The sequence below is a fragment of the Streptomyces sp. NPDC002499 genome (genome assembly GCF_053595415.1).
This window is the reverse complement of record NZ_JBSFXO010000001.1, coordinates 48,332-68,020: the sequence shown is the minus strand read 5'-3', so window position 1 is coordinate 68,020 and position 19,689 is coordinate 48,332. Positions and strand designations below refer to the sequence as shown.

The 19,689-nt window shown below is 67.2% G+C and carries 18 protein-coding genes and 3 pseudogenes; 9 read left to right on the top strand and 12 right to left on the bottom strand.

Annotated elements, in window-relative coordinates:
- The first annotated feature begins 51 nt into the window (after positions 1–51).
- Entirely contained in the window at positions 52–780 is a 729-nt protein-coding gene (locus ACWD5F_RS00320) for a DsbA family protein (protein WP_451249569.1), read from the top strand.
- A 205-nt stretch (positions 781–985) separates the two neighbouring features.
- The gene (locus ACWD5F_RS00315; RefSeq protein ID WP_451249567.1) at positions 986–1,840 is read left to right on the top strand and encodes a class I SAM-dependent methyltransferase; all 855 of its coding nucleotides are present in this window, start codon (positions 986–988) and stop codon (positions 1,838–1,840) included.
- Between the two features lie 159 nt (positions 1,841–1,999).
- Here ACWD5F_RS00315 and ACWD5F_RS00310 read toward each other — a convergent pair whose 3' ends face one another.
- Positions 2,000–2,773, bottom strand: a complete 774-nt coding sequence (locus ACWD5F_RS00310) for a class I SAM-dependent methyltransferase (RefSeq protein ID WP_451249566.1) — start codon at positions 2,771–2,773, stop codon at positions 2,000–2,002.
- 208 nt (positions 2,774–2,981) lie between these two features.
- The gene (locus ACWD5F_RS00305; protein ID WP_451249564.1) at positions 2,982–3,944 is read right to left on the bottom strand and encodes a helix-turn-helix transcriptional regulator; all 963 of its coding nucleotides are present in this window, start codon (positions 3,942–3,944) and stop codon (positions 2,982–2,984) included.
- A 93-nt stretch (positions 3,945–4,037) separates the two neighbouring features.
- Here ACWD5F_RS00305 and ACWD5F_RS00300 point away from each other — a divergent pair, with 93 nt between their 5' ends.
- Entirely contained in the window at positions 4,038–4,427 is a 390-nt protein-coding gene (locus tag ACWD5F_RS00300; RefSeq protein WP_451249562.1) for a VOC family protein, read from the top strand.
- Positions 4,428–4,596: 169 nt separating this feature from the next.
- Here ACWD5F_RS00300 and ACWD5F_RS00295 read toward each other — a convergent pair whose 3' ends face one another.
- Together ACWD5F_RS00295 and ACWD5F_RS00290 are read right to left on the bottom strand one after the other, a co-directional pair.
- Positions 4,597–5,268, bottom strand: coding sequence for a hypothetical protein (locus tag ACWD5F_RS00295; RefSeq protein WP_451249560.1), 672 nt, complete (start codon positions 5,266–5,268; stop codon positions 4,597–4,599).
- The gene (locus ACWD5F_RS00290; protein ID WP_451249558.1) at positions 5,265–6,242 is read right to left on the bottom strand and encodes a hypothetical protein; all 978 of its coding nucleotides are present in this window, start codon (positions 6,240–6,242) and stop codon (positions 5,265–5,267) included. The genes ACWD5F_RS00295 and ACWD5F_RS00290 overlap by 4 nt, the downstream gene beginning before the upstream one ends.
- A 260-nt stretch (positions 6,243–6,502) precedes the next feature.
- Here ACWD5F_RS00290 and ACWD5F_RS00285 point away from each other — a divergent pair.
- Positions 6,503–7,263: pseudogene (locus ACWD5F_RS00285) on the top strand (transposase).
- Positions 7,264–7,269: 6 nt separating this feature from the next.
- On the opposite strand, the gene ACWD5F_RS00280 reads toward ACWD5F_RS00285, so the two are convergent.
- Together ACWD5F_RS00280 and ACWD5F_RS00275 are read right to left on the bottom strand one after the other, a co-directional pair.
- Positions 7,270–7,590 (bottom strand): Imm21 family immunity protein, encoded by a 321-nt coding sequence (locus tag ACWD5F_RS00280; protein ID WP_451249556.1) that lies wholly within the window; start codon positions 7,588–7,590, stop codon positions 7,270–7,272.
- Positions 7,591–7,708: 118 nt separating this feature from the next.
- A pseudogene (locus ACWD5F_RS00275) lies at positions 7,709–9,014 on the bottom strand (transposase).
- Between the two features lie 244 nt (positions 9,015–9,258).
- Between ACWD5F_RS00275 and ACWD5F_RS00270 the strand changes: the two are divergent.
- Positions 9,259–9,705, top strand: coding sequence for a hypothetical protein (locus ACWD5F_RS00270; protein WP_451249554.1), 447 nt, complete (start codon positions 9,259–9,261; stop codon positions 9,703–9,705).
- 152 nt (positions 9,706–9,857) lie between these two features.
- Here the strand turns inward: ACWD5F_RS00270 and ACWD5F_RS00265 are convergent, their stop codons facing one another.
- Together ACWD5F_RS00265 and ACWD5F_RS00260 are read right to left on the bottom strand one after the other, a co-directional pair.
- Positions 9,858–10,196: a thioredoxin family protein gene (locus tag ACWD5F_RS00265; protein WP_451249552.1), complete on the bottom strand. Its 339-nt coding sequence runs from the start codon at positions 10,194–10,196 to the stop codon at positions 9,858–9,860.
- Positions 10,197–10,319: 123 nt separating this feature from the next.
- Positions 10,320–11,459, bottom strand: coding sequence for a PucR family transcriptional regulator (locus ACWD5F_RS00260; RefSeq protein WP_451249550.1), 1,140 nt, complete (start codon positions 11,457–11,459; stop codon positions 10,320–10,322).
- Positions 11,460–11,546: 87 nt separating this feature from the next.
- On the opposite strand from ACWD5F_RS00260, the gene ACWD5F_RS00255 reads away from it, so the two are divergent.
- Together ACWD5F_RS00255 and ACWD5F_RS00250 are read left to right on the top strand one after the other, a co-directional pair.
- Positions 11,547–12,602: a ferredoxin reductase gene (locus tag ACWD5F_RS00255; protein WP_451249548.1), complete on the top strand. Its 1,056-nt coding sequence runs from the start codon at positions 11,547–11,549 to the stop codon at positions 12,600–12,602.
- Between the two features lie 7 nt (positions 12,603–12,609).
- Positions 12,610–13,728, top strand: coding sequence for a fatty acid desaturase family protein (locus tag ACWD5F_RS00250; RefSeq protein ID WP_451249546.1), 1,119 nt, complete (start codon positions 12,610–12,612; stop codon positions 13,726–13,728).
- 326 nt (positions 13,729–14,054) lie between these two features.
- Here ACWD5F_RS00250 and ACWD5F_RS00245 read toward each other — a convergent pair whose 3' ends face one another.
- Complete coding sequence (locus ACWD5F_RS00245) at positions 14,055–14,348, bottom strand: DUF1330 domain-containing protein (protein WP_451249544.1); 294 nt, start codon at positions 14,346–14,348, stop codon at positions 14,055–14,057.
- 33 nt (positions 14,349–14,381) lie between these two features.
- Between ACWD5F_RS00245 and ACWD5F_RS00240 the strand changes: the two are divergent.
- A pseudogene (locus ACWD5F_RS00240) lies at positions 14,382–15,163 on the top strand (IS5 family transposase).
- 47 nt (positions 15,164–15,210) lie between these two features.
- Here the strand turns inward: ACWD5F_RS00240 and ACWD5F_RS00235 are convergent.
- The 3 genes from ACWD5F_RS00235 to ACWD5F_RS00225 form a co-directional block, all read right to left on the bottom strand.
- Positions 15,211–15,699 carry a hypothetical protein gene (locus tag ACWD5F_RS00235; protein WP_451249542.1) on the bottom strand — a complete coding sequence of 163 codons (489 nt, stop codon included), beginning with the start codon at positions 15,697–15,699 and terminating at the stop codon, positions 15,211–15,213.
- A gap of 101 nt (positions 15,700–15,800) precedes the next feature.
- Positions 15,801–16,169: a MarR family winged helix-turn-helix transcriptional regulator gene (locus tag ACWD5F_RS00230; RefSeq protein WP_451249540.1), complete on the bottom strand. Its 369-nt coding sequence runs from the start codon at positions 16,167–16,169 to the stop codon at positions 15,801–15,803.
- Positions 16,170–16,321: 152 nt separating this feature from the next.
- The gene (locus tag ACWD5F_RS00225; RefSeq protein WP_451249538.1) at positions 16,322–18,535 is read right to left on the bottom strand and encodes an MMPL family transporter; all 2,214 of its coding nucleotides are present in this window, start codon (positions 18,533–18,535) and stop codon (positions 16,322–16,324) included.
- 338 nt (positions 18,536–18,873) lie between these two features.
- On the opposite strand from ACWD5F_RS00225, the gene ACWD5F_RS00220 reads away from it, so the two are divergent.
- Complete coding sequence (locus ACWD5F_RS00220) at positions 18,874–19,647, top strand: maleylpyruvate isomerase family mycothiol-dependent enzyme (protein WP_451249536.1); 774 nt, start codon at positions 18,874–18,876, stop codon at positions 19,645–19,647.
- The last annotated feature ends 42 nt before the right edge of the window (positions 19,648–19,689 follow it).

Genomic DNA, 19,689 nt, shown 5'->3' with positions numbered 1-19,689 from the left:
TGCGCGCTGATGATCTAGGGTCGCGCTGTTCTCTGGGGAGGGGATGTGCGCATGGTGCGTGGGGGTCGGTGGGCTGTGCTTGGGGCGGCCGTGGTGCTGATGGTGGCGGGGTGCGGGCATCGTGCGGCCGAGGCCAAGCCCAGGTTCGAGAGCGCGGACGAACTGCCTGAGTCGCTCCACAAGGACGGGAGCACCATCCTGGTGGGCGATCCGGACGCGCAGGTGACGGTGCGCCTGTATGAGGATCCGCGCTGTCCGTACTGCGAGGAGTTCGAGACCACCGGGGGCTCGCCGGGGCTGCGGGAGGCGATGCTGGACCGCCGGGCGAGAACCGAGTACACCCTGGCGTCTTTCCTGGACGATCGAGTCGGGGGCAGCGGGTCGAAGAAGGCGGTCAACGCCCTGCGTGCGGCCCTAGACGAGGGCAAGTTCGTGGAGTACCACGAGGTGCTCTACGCGAACCAGCCGGAGGAGAGCGTCGACGGTTACACCGACGCCTATCTGCTGGAGTTGGCCGGGGAGGTGGACGGCCTGCGCGGTCCGGAGTTCGACGCGGCTGTGAAGGGCATGAAGTACCGCTCCTTCGTGACGGCCTCCGAGCGAGCGTACGAACGAGCCGGGGGATCCGAGGAGCCAGAAGGACCGGGAACGCCCACCGCTGAGATCAACGGCAAGCGGATCCCGCTGGAGTACAACGGCCTCCTTGGCGGCGGTGTCTTTGCCAGACTGCTGCAGCAGATCCATGACGACCCCGGTGAGTGGGAACAGACCACCTTCTGACCCACTGCCTCGACTGGCCGGAATGCCGTCAGCGCGTGCCGCCGGGCTCTCTGGGCCCAGGGTGTGGCCCCCACAGTTGGGGCGGCGTCGATGTCCTAGCCGGCCGCCCGCCCCGTACGCCCGGTGCCGGCGTGCCTGCTTGGCTGGCCGCGTACGAACCCGGTCCACTCGGCAGCCCCTGGGATCGGCCGTCTAGGCTGGCGCGATGACTGATGAGCAGGAGCGGGTGCAGCCGTCGGGAGTGTGGGCCACGGCGGTGGGGGTGGCCAGAGTGCGGGCGCTGGAGACCGAGCGGGAGGACGCGCTGTTCCGCGACCCGCTGGCCCATGCCTTCGCCACCGCCGGTGGCTTGGGGCCCTCCTCCTCGCCGCAACTGCCGGGTGACGAGGCCGCACGACGCCGTCGGCTGGCCGTGGCGTTCTCCATCGTCATCAGGACGAAGTTCCTCGACGACCTGTTGCAGCAGGCCTGCGCTTCCGGGGTCCGCCAGGTGGTGCTGCTCGGCGCCGGCATGGACAGCCGGGCCTTCCGGATGGACTGGCCCGAAGGCACCCGGCTGTTCGAGGTCGACACCGCCGTGCCGCTGGACTTCAAGGCCTCGGTGCTGCGCCAGGAGCGGGCCGTCGCACGCTGCGAGCGGATCACCGTCGCGGTGGATCTGCGTGAGGACTGGCCGGGCGCGCTGGCCACCGCAGGGCACGACCCGACCGTACCGACCGTGTGGATCGCCGAAGGACTCCTGATCTATCTGCCCGAGGACGCGGTGGAGTTGTTGCTGGCGCGGATCAGCGCACAGTCGGCGGTGGGCAGTTGGATGGGGCTGACGTTGGGCTCGCGCGGTGTGATCGAGCGCTTCGGTGCGGACGCCGAGGCGGGATCGGCGGCGTCGATGTGGGTCTCGGAGATGCCCGACGACCCGGTGGGTTGGCTGGCCGGGCACGGCTGGAAGGCCGACAGCCACACCCTGCGCGAGCGTGCTGCCGCCTACGGCCGCCCGATCAACACCCCTCCGCAGCACGAGGAGGGGCCCGGCGGACTGATCTCGGCGGTCCGCCGGTAGAGCACCTCCCGGGTCCCTGGACGATCGTGGAGTGAGCCTGTCGTCAGGGCCTGCAGTGCCAACACCCCAGCCTTGTACGGGAGTTTCGCTTCCCCGCCGGGCTCCTCCGGGAGCGGGTCGGCTAGGGGATCGGACACATGGGGCTGGTCGTGGGGGTAGTCAGTGCGGGTGGCGTTGGGCAGTGACGATCCAAGCTCGTGAGTCGAAGTACACCCCGCTGTCGGTCTGGTGGGCGTCGACCATGGTGCGTAGTCGTGTGAGGGCGTGATCGGCCGCCGCAGGGTCGAGGCCGCTGAGGAGGTCCTTGACTTCCCAGAGGCGGAGCACTGCATCAAGGGCGGTGGCGCTGTCCGGGCCGTAATAGACGGGCTCGTGGACGTCGGTGAAGGTGAAGTCCGTGAAGCCGGCCGCAGCCAGGATGTCTTCGGTGACGGCCGGGTCGGCGAGTGAGAACGCGTCGGGGCCGTGGGATGCGGCCGGTACTGCGGTGAGGGATTGGCGGATCGCGGTCGCCCACTCATTACGGTCACGTTCCCGCCAGACCAGCATCACCAGGCGTGCCGCGGGGCGCAGGGCGCGCCCGATGTTGGTGAACGCGGCGACCGGGTCGGTGAAGAACATGGTCCCGAACCTGCTGATACAGAGGTCGAAAGGCGGTGGCGGGAAGCGGTGAACCTGGGCGTCCGCGTGCTGGTAGGAGACGTTGGCCAACCCCTGGTCGGCACTGAGCCGGCGGGCCCGTTCGAGCATGGGCACAGACACGTCGACGCCAACCGCGCTTCCGTCGACGGCTGCGTGGGCGGCCTCGCGAGTGGACTGGCCTGTGCCGCAGCCGATGTCGAGTACACGGTCGTGGGAGCCGACGCGGGCAGCGGCGCGGAAGAGCTCGTTGTGCAGGCGCAGTTCCGCGTCGTAGTCGAACAGGTTTGACATGACCGTCACTGGATCCTCTCGACATCGACTGCGGCCGGGCCATCGCGCCGGACGCCTCGGACATGATTCAGGAACCCAGTGTTGGGCGCGAGCTCGGCCGACCACCAGGGGGATCGCCGGTTGGGTCGCGGCGGGGCGGCGAGCGCGTTGTTGACGGTTCAGTGACGGACGGGGGCTCCAGCGAAGGTGTCGTCCGTGCGTGTTTCGGTCAGGGGTGCCTGTGGCGTTCCTCCGCGGTGCGCTCTGCAGTCTCGATGAGTTGCGCTGCTCGACGGCGGACCGCTTGGCAGACCTCGTCGGATGCGTCCAGGTGGAGCGGTGTCGGCAGACGGAACAGCGCCTCCGCGAGGCTGTCGGGGGTGGTCCCGCCGATGGTGACGTACGTGGCGTCCGGACCGTCGGCCCGGCAACTGCCCATGTTCGGCGGAACCAGCCGGCGGGCCTGCGCCAAGGGCAGGGCGATGCGCGCGGTCGCGTAGTACGGGTACTCGCTCACCAGCATCTTCGCCACCATGGCCGCGGCGTCCGGCCGGTCGTCCAGCTCGACGGTCACGCCCGTCGTATGAGCGGCGACGACTCGGTCCGCGCGGAACGTCCGCCATTGCTGTTTGGCGATGTCGAAAGCGACCAGGTACCAGCGGTTCGGGCTGCGTACCAGCCGATGGGGATCGACGTGCCGCCGGGTCTCGGTGCCTCGGGTGTCGCGGTAGGTGAGCGTGAGCCGTTCCCCGCGGTGGCAGGCGGCCGCGAGGTCGAACAGAAGGGGGACGGCGACTGGGCTGCGCTCGGCCTGGATGATGTCGACGGAGCTGCTGTCCATGGCGTCGAGTCGTTCGATGACCCGCGCCGGCAGCAGATGCCTGAGCTTGAGCAGCGCGGAGACGGCGGCGGGGTCGTCGCCCGGGGCCTCGCGCAGCGCGGCGAAGACCGCGAGAGCTTCCTCGTCGTCGAGTGTCAGGGGCACCGTCTGTTTACCGGGGCCCAGCCGGTAGCCGCCGTACGGGCCGCCTTCCGAGTCGATGCCGTATCCCGCTTCGCGCAGGCGGGCGATGTCGCGGCGCACGGTCCGGTCGGTGACGTCCAGCCGTTGGGCCAGTTCGGCGTTGGTCCACGAGGGCCGGCTGGACAGCACCGCGAGCATGCGCAGCAGGCGGGCTGAGGTCGCAGTCACATTTCCGATCCTAGGCACGGGACCAGGACCAATCCTGTCCTGGTCCCTCGCTACCTTCTAGATGTCTCGGGCACTTTAGAGAGGAAATGAGACATGATCGACCATATTTTCCTGAACGTGAGCGACATGGACCGCTCCGTCGAGTTCTACAACCAGGCGCTGAAGCCGTTCGGCATGACCAAGCTGATCGACTTCGACGGCTCGCCCGCCCCGGAGTGGGTCGGCGACCTCAAGGGGTTCGGCACCGGCATGGCGTTTCCGCTCTGGCTGCGCGAAGGCGCCACCACGGCAGGTACCCACGTCGGCTTCACCGCACCTTCGAAGGAGGTGGTCGACGCGGCGTACGAGGCGGCCATCGAGGCCGGCGCCACAGACAACGGCGCACCGGGGGACCGCCCCTACTTCGCCCCCGGGTACTACGCGGCCAACGTCCTCGACCCCGACGGGTACAGCCTGGAGTTCACGTACCACGGGCAGCCCTGACCTGGAGCTTCTCGCGGGCCCTAGGATGGCGATGGACTGGTTCGCCCTGCATCACAGCGACGGCAGGCGACTCGCCTGCCGTCGCTCGGCCGTCCTCCGCGGCGTCAGGGTCCAGCGGTGGCCAGTGACGGATCCAGGCTTGCGAAGGCCTAGCAGCTCGGTCTGACGTCTATCGATCGCCGCTTGCGGCCGACTCTGCTACCTGCTTGAGAAGGCTGACTGCCTCGGCAGGCGAGAGTTTTTCGCGAACTCCAGTACCGCTGCTTGTTGATGGGAAGGGGCTGAAGATCATCGGTCCAGGACTGTCGGGCGGATCATCTTGAGTGAAGAGGAGTGTCACCAGGGGGAGAGCTGTCACCTCGGTGCGGTGAATCTTCCTGGAGGGGATGCGATACACCTGCCCTGCTTTTACGTGGCGACGGCTACGCTCGCGAAGATCGTAACGTCGCGCGGGAGTAAACGTATTTACTGGCCCGTAGTTGACCCTCGTGCCTTGATGGCTCCCCGCGTCATCTGGGACGGCTTCCAGTGATACGTCCGTCAACTCGCCCAGAAGTACTGCGCTTGTGAGGTTCCAGGCATGATCGTGAACAAACCCCAGGTTGTCTACGTCAGGAACGAAATCATTCCAAATATGGAGCCTTACGCGTTGCCCCTCGCGAAGATAAACAAGAGAGGACAACTCCGCATGGATGAAACCGAGCGGATGGCGCGAGACGTCGATTTCTTCGATCTTGGCGCTGATGTAATTCAGCAATTCTGGTGCATCGATGGAAGTGATGTCGTCATCGGCGGTGGACTGTACGGAGATTACCGCTTCGTTGAGCGGGTTCAAGATCATTCGGTTCGCCCCTGAAAAGCAAGTTCAGCAATCCTTGCAAAATTCAATCCAGCATTGCTCGTTTGGTTGTCGAGCAGGTTTCTGGTTGGCCTGCCAGTGACGGCGACCTTGACCTGATTGAGTGCGTCCTCGACATGCCCTGCCTCCACGCTGCGCCAATCCCGCGGAAATGAGCTGTCTGTTCGGGGCAGGATTACTCGAGGGGCCCCTTCGCGGGTCTGTTTAATCTCGTCAAGAATGGATAGATAGTACCATCCGCCGCTTGGGGCTCGCAGTCCAGGACTTTCAGGATCCGCCACAGTGGTAATCAACGCGTGGTCACTGGCGTCGTATCGAAGTGGACTGTAGAAAGACAGCAGTGAAATGCGCGGGTTCAGGCGCGTATGCTTCTTGTACCAAGCTGCGGCGTAGATGTTCGCCAAGAGCTCATTGCGTACCTCGGAAGAGTCCTCCCTCGGTGTGCGTTGTCGTGAACGCATTCGATATTCCGAGTATCGTGCACAAAGGTTCATGTCTCGCGGGTCGATGATCTGCATGAAGTAGTCTACTTCGTAAACTGTTATTGCTGAAAGTTTGGGTAGCACTGTGCTTCGCTGCCAGTTCCCGAGACCTCCCCTGAAGTGCCAGTAGGATGCGGTCTGTAGTGCTTCATCCAGGAACTTTCGAATTTCATGAGAGGGGAGCTCGGCTGCCTGCGATCCCGGGCCGAGTAATTTCACACGTTCAGTTAGCGTAAACAATCTATCCTTGATCTCCCGGCGGTCGTCCTCCTGCTTTTTCCTCACTGCGGGGAGAGTGATGATGAGGGCGCTTAGGAGTAGAATAGCTGTACGCGAAAGAAAATCCTCGCTGACGGAGAGCAGGCCGAAAAGATCTACGACCGTAACTCCCGCGACTACTGCGGCGGCGCCGACCGTGGCGATTTCGCCAGGGTTCTTCTTCGCGTATTCGTACGCGTTTCCGATTCGACCCATGGAGTTATTCTTTCAGCTGCGCCCCGCACGGGGCAAGGCCCGCCGCTCCTATCTGTTTCGATGTCCTGGCGGGCGTCACCATCACTACGGTCGTAGCGCACCCGTCGCACGCTCGTTCAGCGGCGAGACGGAGTCGCTTTGCTGAGGTCGAAACCGACCGCGTTCCAATTTGTTCTCCCTCCCCGACGGTTGTTGACTGGAGGGCAGTGTGGCCTAAAGGCCGTCCCGTAGCCGCTGGTCACGAGTGGGACGATCTTGGTGTGGCTGGTGTGGTCACGGCGTCTGATCCGTCTTGGATAGCCGCGTTCACGGGACTGTCCCCTCGGTCCTTCGGCGCGTTGGTCAGGGCGCTGCGTCGAGAGGAAGCGGGTGTGTCTCGCCGGGGGCGGCCCTGGTCACTGTCGCTGGGTACCGCGTGCTGCTCGTAGTCGCGTACTGGCGCACCAACCTGACGCTGCGGCAGTCAGCCCCGCTGTTCGGAGTGTCGAAGTCGGCGGCCGCTCGGATCGTCCGCTGTACCGGCCCGCGGCTCGCGCTCAACCAGCGCCAGCGCTTCCGCGGGGGCGCCGTTTCGTGGACGGCACCTTGGTGCCCACCCGTGACCGCGCCATTGCCCAGCAGTCCAAGAATTACCGCTACTCCACCAATCACCAGGTCGTGCTCGACGCGGACAGCAGCTTGGTTGTCGCCGTCGGCCGGCCGGTGCCCGGCAACCGCAACGACTGCAATGCAAGGAAGAATCAGGCGCGAAGGCCATGTTCGGCCGGGTCACCACCATCGCTGACGGCGGTTGCCGCGGCTTGGGGCTGAGCATCCCGCATTGGCGTGCTCCAGGTGAGGAACTTGCGGCGTGGAAGCAGCAGCACAACGTCTCGCTCGGCCGTGTCCGTGCTCGCGTCGAGCACGCCGTCGCGCGGATGAAGACCTGGAAGATCCTCCGCGATTGCCGACTGAAAGGCGAAGGTGTCACCACGCGATGCTCGGCATTGCCCATCTGTACAACCTTGCGCGCCACGCGTGACCGCACTCACCGAAGCAATTGCCCGTTCACGATTCGGTGCACAGGAGCTGGACCAGGCCGACAGCTGGTGGCCGGCTCGTCCGCCAGCACCAGTGCCTGCGCACCATTCTCGCCAACGGTGATCACACCGGCCAGATCGTCCACCGCGCAGGCCCGGTCATAGTCGTCTGCAGCACTGGCATCTCCCGCCATGACTCCGGTCTCTGTGCATCCACGCCATGCAGCCAGAGCGGAGACGGGGATGACGATCAAAGGCCCGCCCATCGACTCCACCCAGACGGGAGAGGTGCGGGACGCATCGGCTGCGGTGGACGAAGAGGCGCTCATGCCGTCAGTGTGCCTTCGCCCACTGACAACGCCCGCGCAGCTCAATGGCGCCCAGCACAGGGAACAGCTCGGCGCTTGCCGCAATCAGCGGTTACAGGACAGCCTTTAAGCTTGTCGTTTATCCAGTTCGACGCGGTTTTGTGCTGACCTTGTGGTGGCCGGGACGGCTGAACGCTTCACCAGTGGCGAGCACTCTGCCCGCGTCATGACGGGTGGTCAGGCGGCGGTTCTTCGAACCCAGTGGCCGACCTGGCTCGGGCTTGGACGGCTTCGGCGCACCGGCTGGGGAACCGGTCCTCGCGCGAAGGTTTCTGAACCCCCTGCGGACGCGGGCTGGTGTCAGTTTGTTCGGCTCGGCAGGCATCTCCCAGGGCCGCCGCAGATCGGTGGCCAGCGGGCCAGCCGGAGCTGGGCATGGGCGACGATCACCAGCCATGTCCATCGATCGGCCGCTTCCGAGCTGCGAAGCCGGGGCTTCGTCCCCCCCCGAGCGTCTGCTTGAACAGGCGGAACGTGTGCTCAATGTCGAAGCGACGCAGGAACGACTGCCAGCTGCGGTCGACATTTACCCCGCTGGCGTCGGCGCCGGTGCCCGACCACCACAACCAGACCGGCTTGTTCACCGCACCGTTGGGCAGCCGCTCCACGACCAGGCGGATGACGGTGCCCTCGATGATGGGCAGCGGGCGGTCGTAGTCGATCCAAGCCGCCCGGCGGGTGAGTCGCGGGTGCAGCCGATCCCATGCTTACGCGGTCGCGTCCCCATAGAGCCGGGTGCCCGTGGTCGTCACGGCCTGGTCGGCTTCCCATGCGCTGGGGATCGCCGAAGACGAACTCGCCTCCGTGCTTGGGCGGCCGACCGCCCTTGGGGTCGTAGACCCGCAGCGGTGTCGGCCGTCGCATCACGCGGTCGGATCGGAGCCGGCCGAGGATTTCGACGGGCAGTCCGTCCAGCAGGTGGGCGATGCGCGGGGCGGTGTATCCGGCGTCCAGTACGACCAGGACCTGCGGATCGCCCGGTTTCCACTCGCCCGCGGCGACGAGTCGCTCGACGACTTCGTGCATCTGCACCGTGGTCATGATGGAGTACGGCCAGCCGGGCACCATCTGGTGTTTGCCCCCACCCCGGCCGAATGTGTGGCAAAAGGACCTGTCAGCCCAGGTGTTGGCGCCCGGCCGCAGCCGCGGCGAGACATCCGCAGCCAACACCAGCCAGCCATCCGCCACCGTCGGCAATGGCAGCCCGGCCAACGCCCGACGCAGCTGGCACACATCATCCGCCCCTGGTTGAGCCCGTCGTATAGAGCTCCGTGTCCGCGGTGGTGTTCAGGCGCGAGCGCGAGGTCGACCAGCGTCCGCACCGGCCCGTCCGTGCACAGCAATGCGTCGCACAACTCGGACAACGCGTCGCCCCGCGCGGTCATGCACGCGTATAACTCCGACCGGAAGTGTGTCACTTCCGCAAACGCGTCCCGCAAGGCACCAAGCCTACGAGCATGGCCTTCGCGCTGTTCCTCTGCCTCTGTGACGGAGCGCAGGATCAGACGAAGGCCGCGAACGCGTCCACTGGACTGCGAAGCATCGATCAAGTTCTCGTCGGCCTGAACGCAGTGCCGAACCGCCCCAAACACCATTGTTCTTAACTTTCAACGTTATCATGATCGTGAAATGAGCAGCGACAGAGCGAACGACATCCACCAATGGGGACGATCTCTGTTCGAGCGGCAGCAGCACCCAGTGACATGGGCTGGCCACGTCCTTGAGGCAGCATCACTGAGTCTGGGGAGGACTCCTGAGGTCGAAGCAGCTCTGGAGATGGCCGCTGACCAAACGCAGTGGAGTCGTGGCCGCGAATTGTTCGATCGCGTTCGCCTGAGCAGTCTGGGCGGCGAAGACCGACTGGCGGAACATCTGGTCTTCCGACTCGCTGAACTGGTAGGCAAGCTCGCACACAACGTTGCCGGGCCCTATCCGCACTTCGACCATCACGCCGGCTGGCAAATCGGGCCCATTGCATATCGCCTGGCCAGCGAAGTGCAAGATCCGGCACTCCAGGACCGGCTCGCTTCCGCACTGGGAGGCTGGCCAGCGACAGGCCCCGGGACCGCACCGTGACCGGCCTGCGAGGTTAAACGACAAGTTTAGCGAGAAGACTGTCCCACAAAGTGGTGGATACCAGTGGTCTACCGCCGTTCGTCATGGTCACCCCGTCTACATGACCGATGGCGGCTTCCGCGCTTCGCAGGCCTGCCAGCCTCAGCGGCCGCTCACAGGTGGTCGTCCAGGAGCTTCCGTACCTCGGCGATGGTCATGGTCCCTGTGCCGTGCGCCACCGCCTCGCCCTCCTTGAGCAGGACGTAGGACGGAGCTCCGGTGATCCCGTATCGCTCGGTCGCGGCCGGACAGCGCGTGATGTCGGTGCGCACGGCCGTCACGCGGCCCGTGTACTCGTCGGCGACGTCACCCACGACGAGGTCCATCACCCGGCAGGGCTCGACTGCCTTGGGCCATGTCCCGGTGAAGTATGCGAGGACCGGAACTCTGCTCATCCCGAGGATGAAATTGAACTCCGCGTCCTCACGGGGTCGGTGAACCCGCTTCGTCATGGAAGCTCCTGACCTCACGTTCCGTCATTCCGTCCCCATCATCCCCTGCGCGGTGTGCCGGGCCGGCCCGGTCGGTCGTCCTGGACCGCTCGCGGACCCGGGCGTGGACGGTCGAAGTTCGCGTCAACTGACGCGTAGACCGACCGCCAGCGTCAGTTCAAGGACCCGCTGTGGCGATGCGAGATCCGGGAACAGCTCCCGCAGTTGCGACATCCGGTACCGGACGGTCTGGGGATGGACGAACAACGCCGCCGCCACCTCGTCCCGTCTGCCCTGGTGCAGCAGCCACGCCCGCAACGTCTCCTCCAGCCGCTGCGCGGTCGCGGCGGGCAAGGTCCGCAACGGTGCGAGGGCTCGGGCCCGCAGGTCCGCGAACGCGTCCGCGTCGGCGCTCAGCACCAGCTCGGGCAGGTGCTCCTCGGTGTCGCGGATGTCGGAGGAGAGGGAGCGCGCGCGTACGGCTCGTGCGTACGAGGCGGACGCTCGCGTCCATGGCCGGGCCGGGCCGGCCACGGCGGTGCGGTCGGTCAACTGCCGCAGGAGATGCGACCGGTCGGCATCGGGGACGAGCAACACACCGGTGGCGTCCGGCAGATCGTCGAGGACGAGGGTGCTCGGGTCGAGCGCGCGGTAGGCGGGCCGGGCCTGGGCGGCGGGCAGCAGGACCGCGGTCAGCGATACCGGCGGCTGCCAGCCGGCCCGTTGAGCGGAGGCCAGCAGTACGTCCGGGCTCGCGCCGGAGAGGAGATCGCGGGCCAGGTGTTCCAGGTGGCGCTCCTGGTCCCTGCCCCGGGCGGCCAGTTCGTCGGCGTGGCCCGCGGCGCTCGCGGCGGAGAGTTCGTCGATGTAGGCGAAGGTCAGCTCGGCGAACTTGGCGACCTCGGCGGCGGGCAGACCCGCGGGTACGGCACCCGCCGCCAGGCCTCGCCAGGCCACGCGGGCGCCGACGCGGTAGGCGCTGAGCAGGGCGTCCATCGAACGGCCGTCGCGCACCTCGCCGCGGCCCAGCTCGTAGGCGGCGTCACCGGCGTCACCGCCCGTGGCGTTCCCGCTCGCGAGGTCCAGGTAGTTGCCCAGGGCGGTGCGGACGGCTCGGCGGATGGTGACGCCCATGCGGCCCGAAAGGGCGTTGGCGTAGGAAGGGACCTCGTCGATGATCGCCTCGACGACCTCGTCGGCGGTGGTCCTCAGCGCGGCCCGAAGCGCGGTGACCGTCGTCTCGTCCAGGGCCAGTTCGCTGGCCCTCCGGATTGCATGACTCACGTTTTTGTTCCCTGCGAACAATTCGGCCGACCAGATTCACGTCCTACGGACAGGACTTTACGCCCTGCGGCACAGCAAGCTGGAGCCATGACGAGTGCAGCCCTTCGCAGCAGGGCGTGGAAACTGCTGGAGATGGTCACGACGCCGCTGTTGCCGTCGGACTACCTCGACCTGGTCAGCCCGCTGCGTGCGGGCGCCGACCTGCGGGGGCGCATCGAAGCCGTGCACCCCGAGACGGGGGACGCCGCGACCATCGTGATCAGGCCGGGACGGGGCTGGCGCGGCCACACGGCCGGTCAGTACGTGCGGATCGGGGTCGACGTCGACGGGGTGCGCCTGTGGCGTGCCTACTCCCTCACCTCGCCGACGAACCGCCAGGACGGCCGCGTCACGATCACCGTGAAGGCGATCGAGGACGGCAAGGTCAGCAACCACCTGGTCCGCAGGACCAGCCCGGGCACGCTGATCCAGCTCGACCAGGCGACCGGTGACTTCGTGCTGCCGCGGGCCAAGCCCGCCAAGGTGCTCTACCTGACGGCCGGCAGCGGCATCACGCCCGTGATGGGCATGCTGCGCGACACCGAGTTCGACGACGTCGTCATGGTCCACTGCGCGCCACGACCGCAGGACGTGATCTTCCGCAAGGAACTGCACGACCTGGTCGCGGACAAGAAGCTGCGGCTCACCGAGGTGCACACCGACACGGACGGCACGCTCGACATCGCCCGTCTCGACGAACTCGTGCCCGACTGGGCCGAGCGCGAGACCTGGGCGTGCGGGCCCACGGGCCTGCTCGACGCCGCCGAGAAGCAGTGGGCCGAGCACGGCGTACAAGAGCGTCTGCACATCGAGCGCTTCCGCCCCGGCATCGTCGTCGCGGGCGACGGCGGCGAGGTCACGTTCAGCGCCACCGGCAGGACCGTCGATGCGGACGGCGCCACGCCGTTGCTGGACGTCGGCGAGGAAGCCGGCGTGCTCATGCCCTCCGGGTGCCGCATGGGCATCTGCTTCGGCTGCGTCTCGCCGCTCAAGGCGGGCGCCGTCCGCGACCTGCGTACCGGCGAGATCACCGAGGCCGAGCCGGGCGTCCTCATCCAGACCTGCGTGTCCGCCGCCGCGGGCCCCTGTGACATCGAACGGTAGGAGCACCTTGACCGCCATCGACCCCACCGCCCACCTGACCGCGGAGCAGATCGAGGAGCTCGGCCGCGAGCTGGACGCGATCCGCGACGAGGTGATCGCCGACCGCGGCGAGAAGGACGCCGCCTACATCCGCAAGGTCATCTCGGCGCAGCGCAAGCTCGAACTGGTCAGCAGGGGCGTGCTGTTGTTCTCGATCTTCCCGCCCGCGTGGCTGATCGGCACCGCCGGGCTGTCCGTGGCGAAGATCATGGACAACATGGAGATCGGCCACAACATCCTGCACGGTCAGTGGGACTGGATGCGGGACCCGAAGATCCACTCCACCACCTGGGAGTGGGACCACGTCTCGCCGGCCGACCAGTGGAAGCACTCCCACAACGAGCTGCACCACACGTACACCAACGTGATCGGCAAGGACAACGACCTCGGCTACGGCATCATGCGCGTCGACGAGGACCAGAAGTGGCACCCCTTCCACCTCGGCCAGCCGCTGTGGAACTTCCTCAACGCCTGCTTCTTCGAGTACGGCATCGCGGCGTACGACCTGGAACTCGGCAAGAACCTGCACAAGCGCCGCCGCAAGAACCCGGAGTTCCGCGCGCGGGCCAAGGCCGTGGGCCGCAAGATCCGCAAGCAGGTGCTCAAGGACTACGTGATCCACCCGCTGCTGTCGGGCCCGTCGTTCCTCACCACGCTCGGCGCCACGTTCACCGCGAACCTGGTCCGCAACATCTGGACCCACTCGGTGATCATGTGCGGGCACTTCCCCGAGGGCGTGCAGGTCTTCGAGCGCCGGTCGATCAGGGGCGAGACGCGCGGCCAGTGGTACCTGCGCCAGATGATGGGCTCGGCGAACATCAGCGGCAGCAAGGCCATGCACTTCATGACCGGCAACCTCTCCCACCAGATCGAGCACCACCTGTTCCCGGACCTGCCGAGCAACCGGTACGCCGAGGTCGCGGTGAAGGTGCGCGCACTGTTCGAGAAGTACGAGCTGGAGTACGTCACCGGGCCGCTGCCCAAGCAGGTGTTCTCCGCGTGGCACAAGGTCTTCCGGCTCTCGCTGCCGAACAAGAAGCCCAAGGTCAAGACGCCGGACCGCGAGCAGGAGCTCGTCGCGGCCTGAGTCCCGGTCCTGGTTCCGGGATGGGTGCTGGCCAAGCAACTGGCCGATGTGCGGGTCGAGCGTGATGATCTGGTGGTGATCGCGCGGGTCGTGCGGCGGATCAGCGAGCAGGGTTTCGGGGGTACCTGTCGCTCGCGCCGCCGGCACCGGAGACCTGGGGGGTGGCGGGTCGGTGCCGCTGATCCCCGCCCGCGCCGCCGGTATCGACCTCGACGTGCCGCCGCAGGACTGTCAGCGGCTGGTGGCCATCGTGCGGGAGGCAGCCGGGCGGGTCACGGTCCGGGCCGTCGGCGAGGTGCTCGGCCTGCCGGGCGACCGGACCTCGTTCAGTCGAGGCCCTCGACGATGCGGAAGTCGCGCTCGACGCCGTCGGAGAGTGCAGCCAGCGCCTCCTGATAGGCCGCACTCTCATGCGCCGCGACGGCCTGTTCGAAGCTGTCGAACTCGATCAGGACGGTGCGCTCGGCGATTCCGGCGTCATGCGCCACGACCCGACCACCACGGACGAGGACCCGACCACCCCCGGCCTTCACGGCCGGAGCGGCCAGCTCGTTGTACGCAGCCAGCTTCTCAAGGTCTGAAATGGTGCGGTAGGCGCTGACCCAGTAGCCCTTGGGCATGGAACCTCCAGTGTTGGGACGAGTGGAGCTCACTTGGAACTGTGGGCACTGATCGAGCCGTTGCTGCCGCCCTGGCCGCAGAAGGCTCCTGGGCTGAAGCCGGTCGATGACTGGCTGTGCCTGCAGGGCATCCTGTACGTGCTCTACAACGATGTCAGCTGGCAACTGCTGCCACTGGAGCTGGGCTTCGGCTCTGGCCAGACCTGCCGGCGCCGGCTGAGCCGGTGGCACGAGGCCGGTGTCTTCGAGAAGCTGCACCATCTCCTGCTCGCCGAGCTGAACGCGGCCGACGCCCTCGACTGGACCCGGGCCTGCGTGGATGCCTCCCACATCCGCGCGAAAAAGGGGGCGAGGCAACCGACCCGTCGCCGGTCGCCCGCGGGAAGACGGGTAGTGAGCACCACCTGATCTGCGACGGCCATGGCACCCCGTTCAAGGTGATCACCACCGCGGCCAACGTCAACGACGTTACCCAGACTCTGGCCCTGGTCGACGGCGTCCCGCCGGTTGCTGGGAAGCCCGGTCGACCCCGCCGCCGGCCCGACGCCTTGCTCGGCGACAAGGGATATGACGGCAACCCCAACCGGCGTGAGCTGCGCAGTCGCCGGATCCTGCCAGTGATCTCCCGCAAGGGTGCCCCGAACATCAAGGGCCTGGGCAAGCTCCGCTACGTCGTCGAACAGCCCTTCTCACTCCTGCACCACTTCAAACGCCTGGCCGTGCGCTGGCAACGACGCCTCGACCTGCACGACGCCTTCGTCTCGCTTACCTGCGGTCTCATCTGCTGGAGGCGCCTCAAGAAGACCCGTCCATGATCACGATGCGGGCCGACACGCCCAGCCGCGAGCCCGCCATCGAATCTTCAGGAGGGGCGATCATCCAGCCTGACCGCCCACAGCGTTTCGTCGTAGCTGCAGGAAGCATCCAGGCCGAACTCCGCCTCCCCCAACGCCTCAACACCCGATTCGTCGTAGAGGACCACAGGCAAAGGCGGGTTGAGGAGAAGCTTCTGGCGGCGGATGTCAGCAAGGCTCCTGTCCTGGCAGAGGAGGATTCGACCGATGCCGTCCCGCAGGGAGAAATCGGCCCAGATGCGAGGCAGGGAGACATCGGCGACGTACGAGATGGCCGTTCCGCTCTCGCCATCCCTGTGAAGCCGCCCGCAGTTGCCACAGACGTACAGCGACGAGAACGACGCCTCCACGGCACGCTGCCGCTCGTGAGTGTCGAGATCGGCGGGAGCAGGCCAGGCGATCTGGTCGAAGAGCTCATCAGGGACGAGCCGGAACTGCTGACCTGGGTTGTGGGAACCGCTGAAGATGTTGCCGCATCCACACTTGAAGCCGCCCATGTTCCTCCCCTTCGCAGCGTTTCTACCAGGTCGACAGCGAGTTCGGGACGGAAGCCTCCCGTGGCCGGCTCGCCGGCATCTGCTCAATCACCGCCCACAAGTCATGGTCCACGATCACATCTGGCTGCCCAGGGACCCGACAAGATCGTGTTACGAGCCCTTAGGGGTTGGTCTCGGACGCGCGGCGTCCCGAGGCCGGCGACCGCCCCCACGACCGGAGCGATGAACACCAGGGCGAGGACCAGCAGCCGCGCCTCGGAACGCGCCACCAGGAACGCCTTCGCCTCGACCTCCTCGCTGGTGAGCTCGCCGATCAACCGCTCGAACGCGTGGACGCCGGCCTGGCGCCGCGTCCGGACATGGGAGGCGCCGTCCTCGGTCAGGCACACCAGCGTGACCCGCTTGTCGGACGCATCGCCCCGCCGTTCGACCAGGCCGGACTCCTCCATCACCCGGACCATGGCGGTCATTGCGGGCTGGGTGACGCCCTCGACCGCGGCCAGATCGGTGACGCGCCGCGGCGGCGGACGTCAGGGTCATGTCCCGGGGCAGGCGCCTCGTGGCCCTGGTGGCCAGGCCGTAGAGGGCTGCCCACCGGCAACGCGGCGGGGTCAGGCGCGTATCAGCGGACCGTCGTGGGTTCGTCCGCGGGCGGAGGGGAAGCGCTCGTGCCGAACTGGTGCTGAAGGCGGTCACCTTCGATGTCCAGGTCAGGGACGTACTTGTCGAACCATCTCGGGTGGTACCAGATCTTCGCGCGGACGATGGCCATGAGCGCGGGCACCAGGGTGAGCCGCACCACGAAGGCATCCAGGAGGACGCCGACGGCGAAGCTGAAGCCGATGGCCTTGATGGTCGGGTCGTCGGTGAACATGAAGGCCACGAAGATGCTGAACATGATCAGCGCGGCCGCGGTCACCACGCGTGCCGCGAGGCCGGTGCCGCGCTCCACGGCTTTGAGGGCGTCTCCGTTCTTGGTGAAGTCCTCCTTGATGCGGGAGACGACGAACACCTCGTAGTCGCTGGAGAGACCGAAGATGATCGCGAGCATCAGGATCGGCAGGAAGCTGATGGTCTCGCTCGGCGGGATGCCGAACAGCCGCTCGCCCCAGCCCCATTGGAACACCGCGACCTGCGCGCCGAAGGCGGCGAACACCGACAGCAGGAAGCCGATGATCGACTTGATCGGAATGAGGATCGTCCGGAACGCGAGCGTCAGCAGGATGAAGGCCAGACCGACCACGACGACCAGGAACACCGGCAGTGCCGAGGAGAGTTTGCTCGACACGTCGATGTTGGAGGCCGCGGTGCCGCCCACCAGGATGGCGGCACCCGTGTTTCCCTCCAGCGTGGACCGGTCGTCTCGGATCCGGTTGACCAGATGGGTGGTTTCCTGGTCGTTCGGGCCGGTGCTGGGGATCACCCGGATCACGGTGACGTCATTGCCGGACGCCATCGGTGCGGCGGACACCACACCGGGGACCTTGGCCAGTCCGGCGGTGATCGGAGCCGCCGCCTTGGCATCGGGGACGCCGTCGGCGACCACCAGGAGCGCGGCGTTGAAGCCCGGCCCGAAGTTGTCGGTAGTGAGGTCGTAGGCCTTGCGCGCGGTGTTCTTCTTCGGCTGAGAGGATCCGCTGGGCAGCCCCAGTTCCATCTTGGTGTAGGGCAGGGCGAGCGTGACGAGGAGGGCGACCCCGCCGATCAGGAGCGGCACCCTGAAGCGCACCACGAACCGTGCCCAGGCGGCTCCGAACGTGCGCTCCGGCTCGGTCGCGGCGATCTGGGCGACGTTCTCGTGGTGACCCGGGCGCAGCGGCGTACTGATGAACCTCGCCACCTTGTTCCCCGCGAAGCCCAGCATCGCGGGCATCAGGGTCAGCGCGATCAGCAGCGCCACCAGCACCGCTCCCGCGGCGGCGAGGCCCATCACGGTCAGGAAGGGGATCCCGACCACGGACAGTCCGCACAGGGCGATCATCACCGTCAGCGCGGCGAAGACGACCGAGCTGCCCGACGTGCCCGCGGCCAGGGCCACCGAGTCCTCGATGCTCATACCGGTGAGCAGGTTGTTGCGGTGCCGGGCCAGGATGAACAGTCCGTAGTCGATGCCGCAGGACAGTCCGAGCATCGTCGCCACCGTCGTCGAGGTCGACGCGATGGTCATGACGGACGCCAGCGCGCTGATGCTCATCAGGGTGACGACGATGCCGATGATCGCGGTGAGGATCGGCAGTCCGGCGGCGATCAGCGCACCGAAGGTGATGGTCAGGATCACGAAGGCGACCAGGATGCCGACCATCTCCGGCAACTCGGAGATCTTCAGTTCCCAGCCGGGGTAGACGCTGCCGGAGTACTCGACCTCGACACCGGCGTCCTGCGCCGGCACGACGGCGGCTTTCACCGCGTCCAGCGTCGATGCCTTCACATCGGTCGGCTGCGCGTTGAATTGCACCGAGCCGAGAGCGACTTGGCCGTTCTTGGAGACGGATTTCGACTCGAACGGGTCGGTGACGAGGCCCACCTGCGGCACCGTCTTGAGATTCTTGACCGCGGCCTCGATACCGGCCTTGTAGGACGGGTCGGTGACCTTGGTGCTGCCATGGGTCGCGAACACGACCTGGGTCTGGCCACCGCTCAGCGCCGGCAGCTTCTCCTTGAGCACATTGGTGGCCCGCTGCGACTCTGTGCCGGGGACCGTGAAGGTGTTGTCGGTCTTGCCGCCGCCCACGACCGAGAGGGTGATCGCCACGGCCGCGGCGAGGATCCACACGGCGAGCACGGTGCGCCGGCGTCGGAAGGCCCAGCGGGCAAGGCGGTACAAGTAGACGGACATGAATTCTCCCGGACTGATGGGATCAGCCGTCGGCCGATGGCGGGCCCAGAGTGCGCTGTCCCCTCACTGTCGGCTCGCCGTCCGGGAGCCGCGATAAGGGTGGGCCGTTCGAGTGGCGACGGCCGGGACGGCAGACCTTGCCGTCCCCGGAGCCGGCCGCGTCGCTGCTCCTTCTTGTCCCGGTGCTGCGCCTCGCGGGAGGTTCGTGTCTTCCCGCCCTCAAGGTGAACGGAGATCCGACGGAACACGGTGGGGGGCTACGAACGTGGACTGCCGTCTTTTCAGCGGGCCCGGCCGGACACTGGACAGGTCGTCCAGGTACGTACACGATCGCGTTCATGACACTCGAGGACGCCATTGTCGCCACCGCCGACCGGATCGCGGCGCTGCTGGGGTCGGGTGCTGACCCGCGGACGCCATTGCGGGGCGCCGAGTGGACGGTGGGGGAGGCGGCGGCGCACCTCGCGCTGGCGGGGAAGCTGATGGCGGACATCGGGGCGGGCCAGAACCGCCCCTACGGTGACGGGTCGCCGGCCGGACTGGCGGCGGCCAACCGCGCCTCCCTGGCCGCCTTTTCGCAGCGAGATCCCGCGGTTCTCGGTGCAGAGATCGCGGCCCAGGCCCGGGCCTTCGTCGCGGCCGCGGCAGGTCGCAGCCCGCGGGAAGCGGTGCTGACGCCGATGGGGCCGATGGATTTGGCCACCTTGGGCTCGTACCTGCTCACGCACCTGCTCGGGCACGGTTACGACATCGCGGTCGCGCTGCGTGGGCCGCACATGGTCGACCGGGAGGTGGTCAGGTTCACGCTGCCCTTCATGCGACTGGCCATGCCGCGCGTGGTGAGCGCCGGCGCGGCCAACCACCAGGCCTGCTACCTGGTGCGGACCGGCCGCGACCGCTTTGCCGTCACCTTCGTGGACGGCGTGCCCACGGTCACCGACACCCCGCCCCGACGCCCCGACTGCACGATCGCCATCGATCCCGTCGCCTTCCTCCTCCTCGCCCTCGGCCGCTGGAGCGCCCCCACCGTCATGGCCCGAGCCAAGGTCATTGTCTGGGGCCGCAAGCCGTGGCTGGGCCCACGCTTCCCGGCGCTCTTCACAGCGCCGTAGACGAGCTGACGGAGGGCGACGCCGTCCGGCATCGCCCTCCGT

Coding starts and splice junctions, on each gene's coding strand:
- ACWD5F_RS00290 (WP_451249558.1), bottom strand. CDS start 6,242: ATGGGTCGAATCGGAAACGCGTACGAATACGCGAAGAAGAACCCTGGC.
- ACWD5F_RS00235 (WP_451249542.1), bottom strand. CDS start 15,699: ATGGGCGGCTTCAAGTGTGGATGCGGCAACATCTTCAGCGGTTCCCAC.
- ACWD5F_RS00320 (WP_451249569.1), top strand. CDS start 52: ATGGTGCGTGGGGGTCGGTGGGCTGTGCTTGGGGCGGCCGTGGTGCTG.
- ACWD5F_RS00310 (WP_451249566.1), bottom strand. CDS start 2,773: ATGTCAAACCTGTTCGACTACGACGCGGAACTGCGCCTGCACAACGAG.
- ACWD5F_RS00255 (WP_451249548.1), top strand. CDS start 11,547: ATGACGAGTGCAGCCCTTCGCAGCAGGGCGTGGAAACTGCTGGAGATG.
- ACWD5F_RS00295 (WP_451249560.1), bottom strand. CDS start 5,268: ATGATCTTGAACCCGCTCAACGAAGCGGTAATCTCCGTACAGTCCACC.
- ACWD5F_RS00265 (WP_451249552.1), bottom strand. CDS start 10,196: ATGACGAAGCGGGTTCACCGACCCCGTGAGGACGCGGAGTTCAATTTC.
- ACWD5F_RS00230 (WP_451249540.1), bottom strand. CDS start 16,169: ATGACCGCCATGGTCCGGGTGATGGAGGAGTCCGGCCTGGTCGAACGG.
- ACWD5F_RS00225 (WP_451249538.1), bottom strand. CDS start 18,535: ATGTCCGTCTACTTGTACCGCCTTGCCCGCTGGGCCTTCCGACGCCGG.
- ACWD5F_RS00280 (WP_451249556.1), bottom strand. CDS start 7,590: ATGAGCGCCTCTTCGTCCACCGCAGCCGATGCGTCCCGCACCTCTCCC.
- ACWD5F_RS00245 (WP_451249544.1), bottom strand. CDS start 14,348: ATGCCCAAGGGCTACTGGGTCAGCGCCTACCGCACCATTTCAGACCTT.
- ACWD5F_RS00315 (WP_451249567.1), top strand. CDS start 986: ATGACTGATGAGCAGGAGCGGGTGCAGCCGTCGGGAGTGTGGGCCACG.
- ACWD5F_RS00220 (WP_451249536.1), top strand. CDS start 18,874: ATGACACTCGAGGACGCCATTGTCGCCACCGCCGACCGGATCGCGGCG.
- ACWD5F_RS00270 (WP_451249554.1), top strand. CDS start 9,259: ATGAGCAGCGACAGAGCGAACGACATCCACCAATGGGGACGATCTCTG.
- ACWD5F_RS00300 (WP_451249562.1), top strand. CDS start 4,038: ATGATCGACCATATTTTCCTGAACGTGAGCGACATGGACCGCTCCGTC.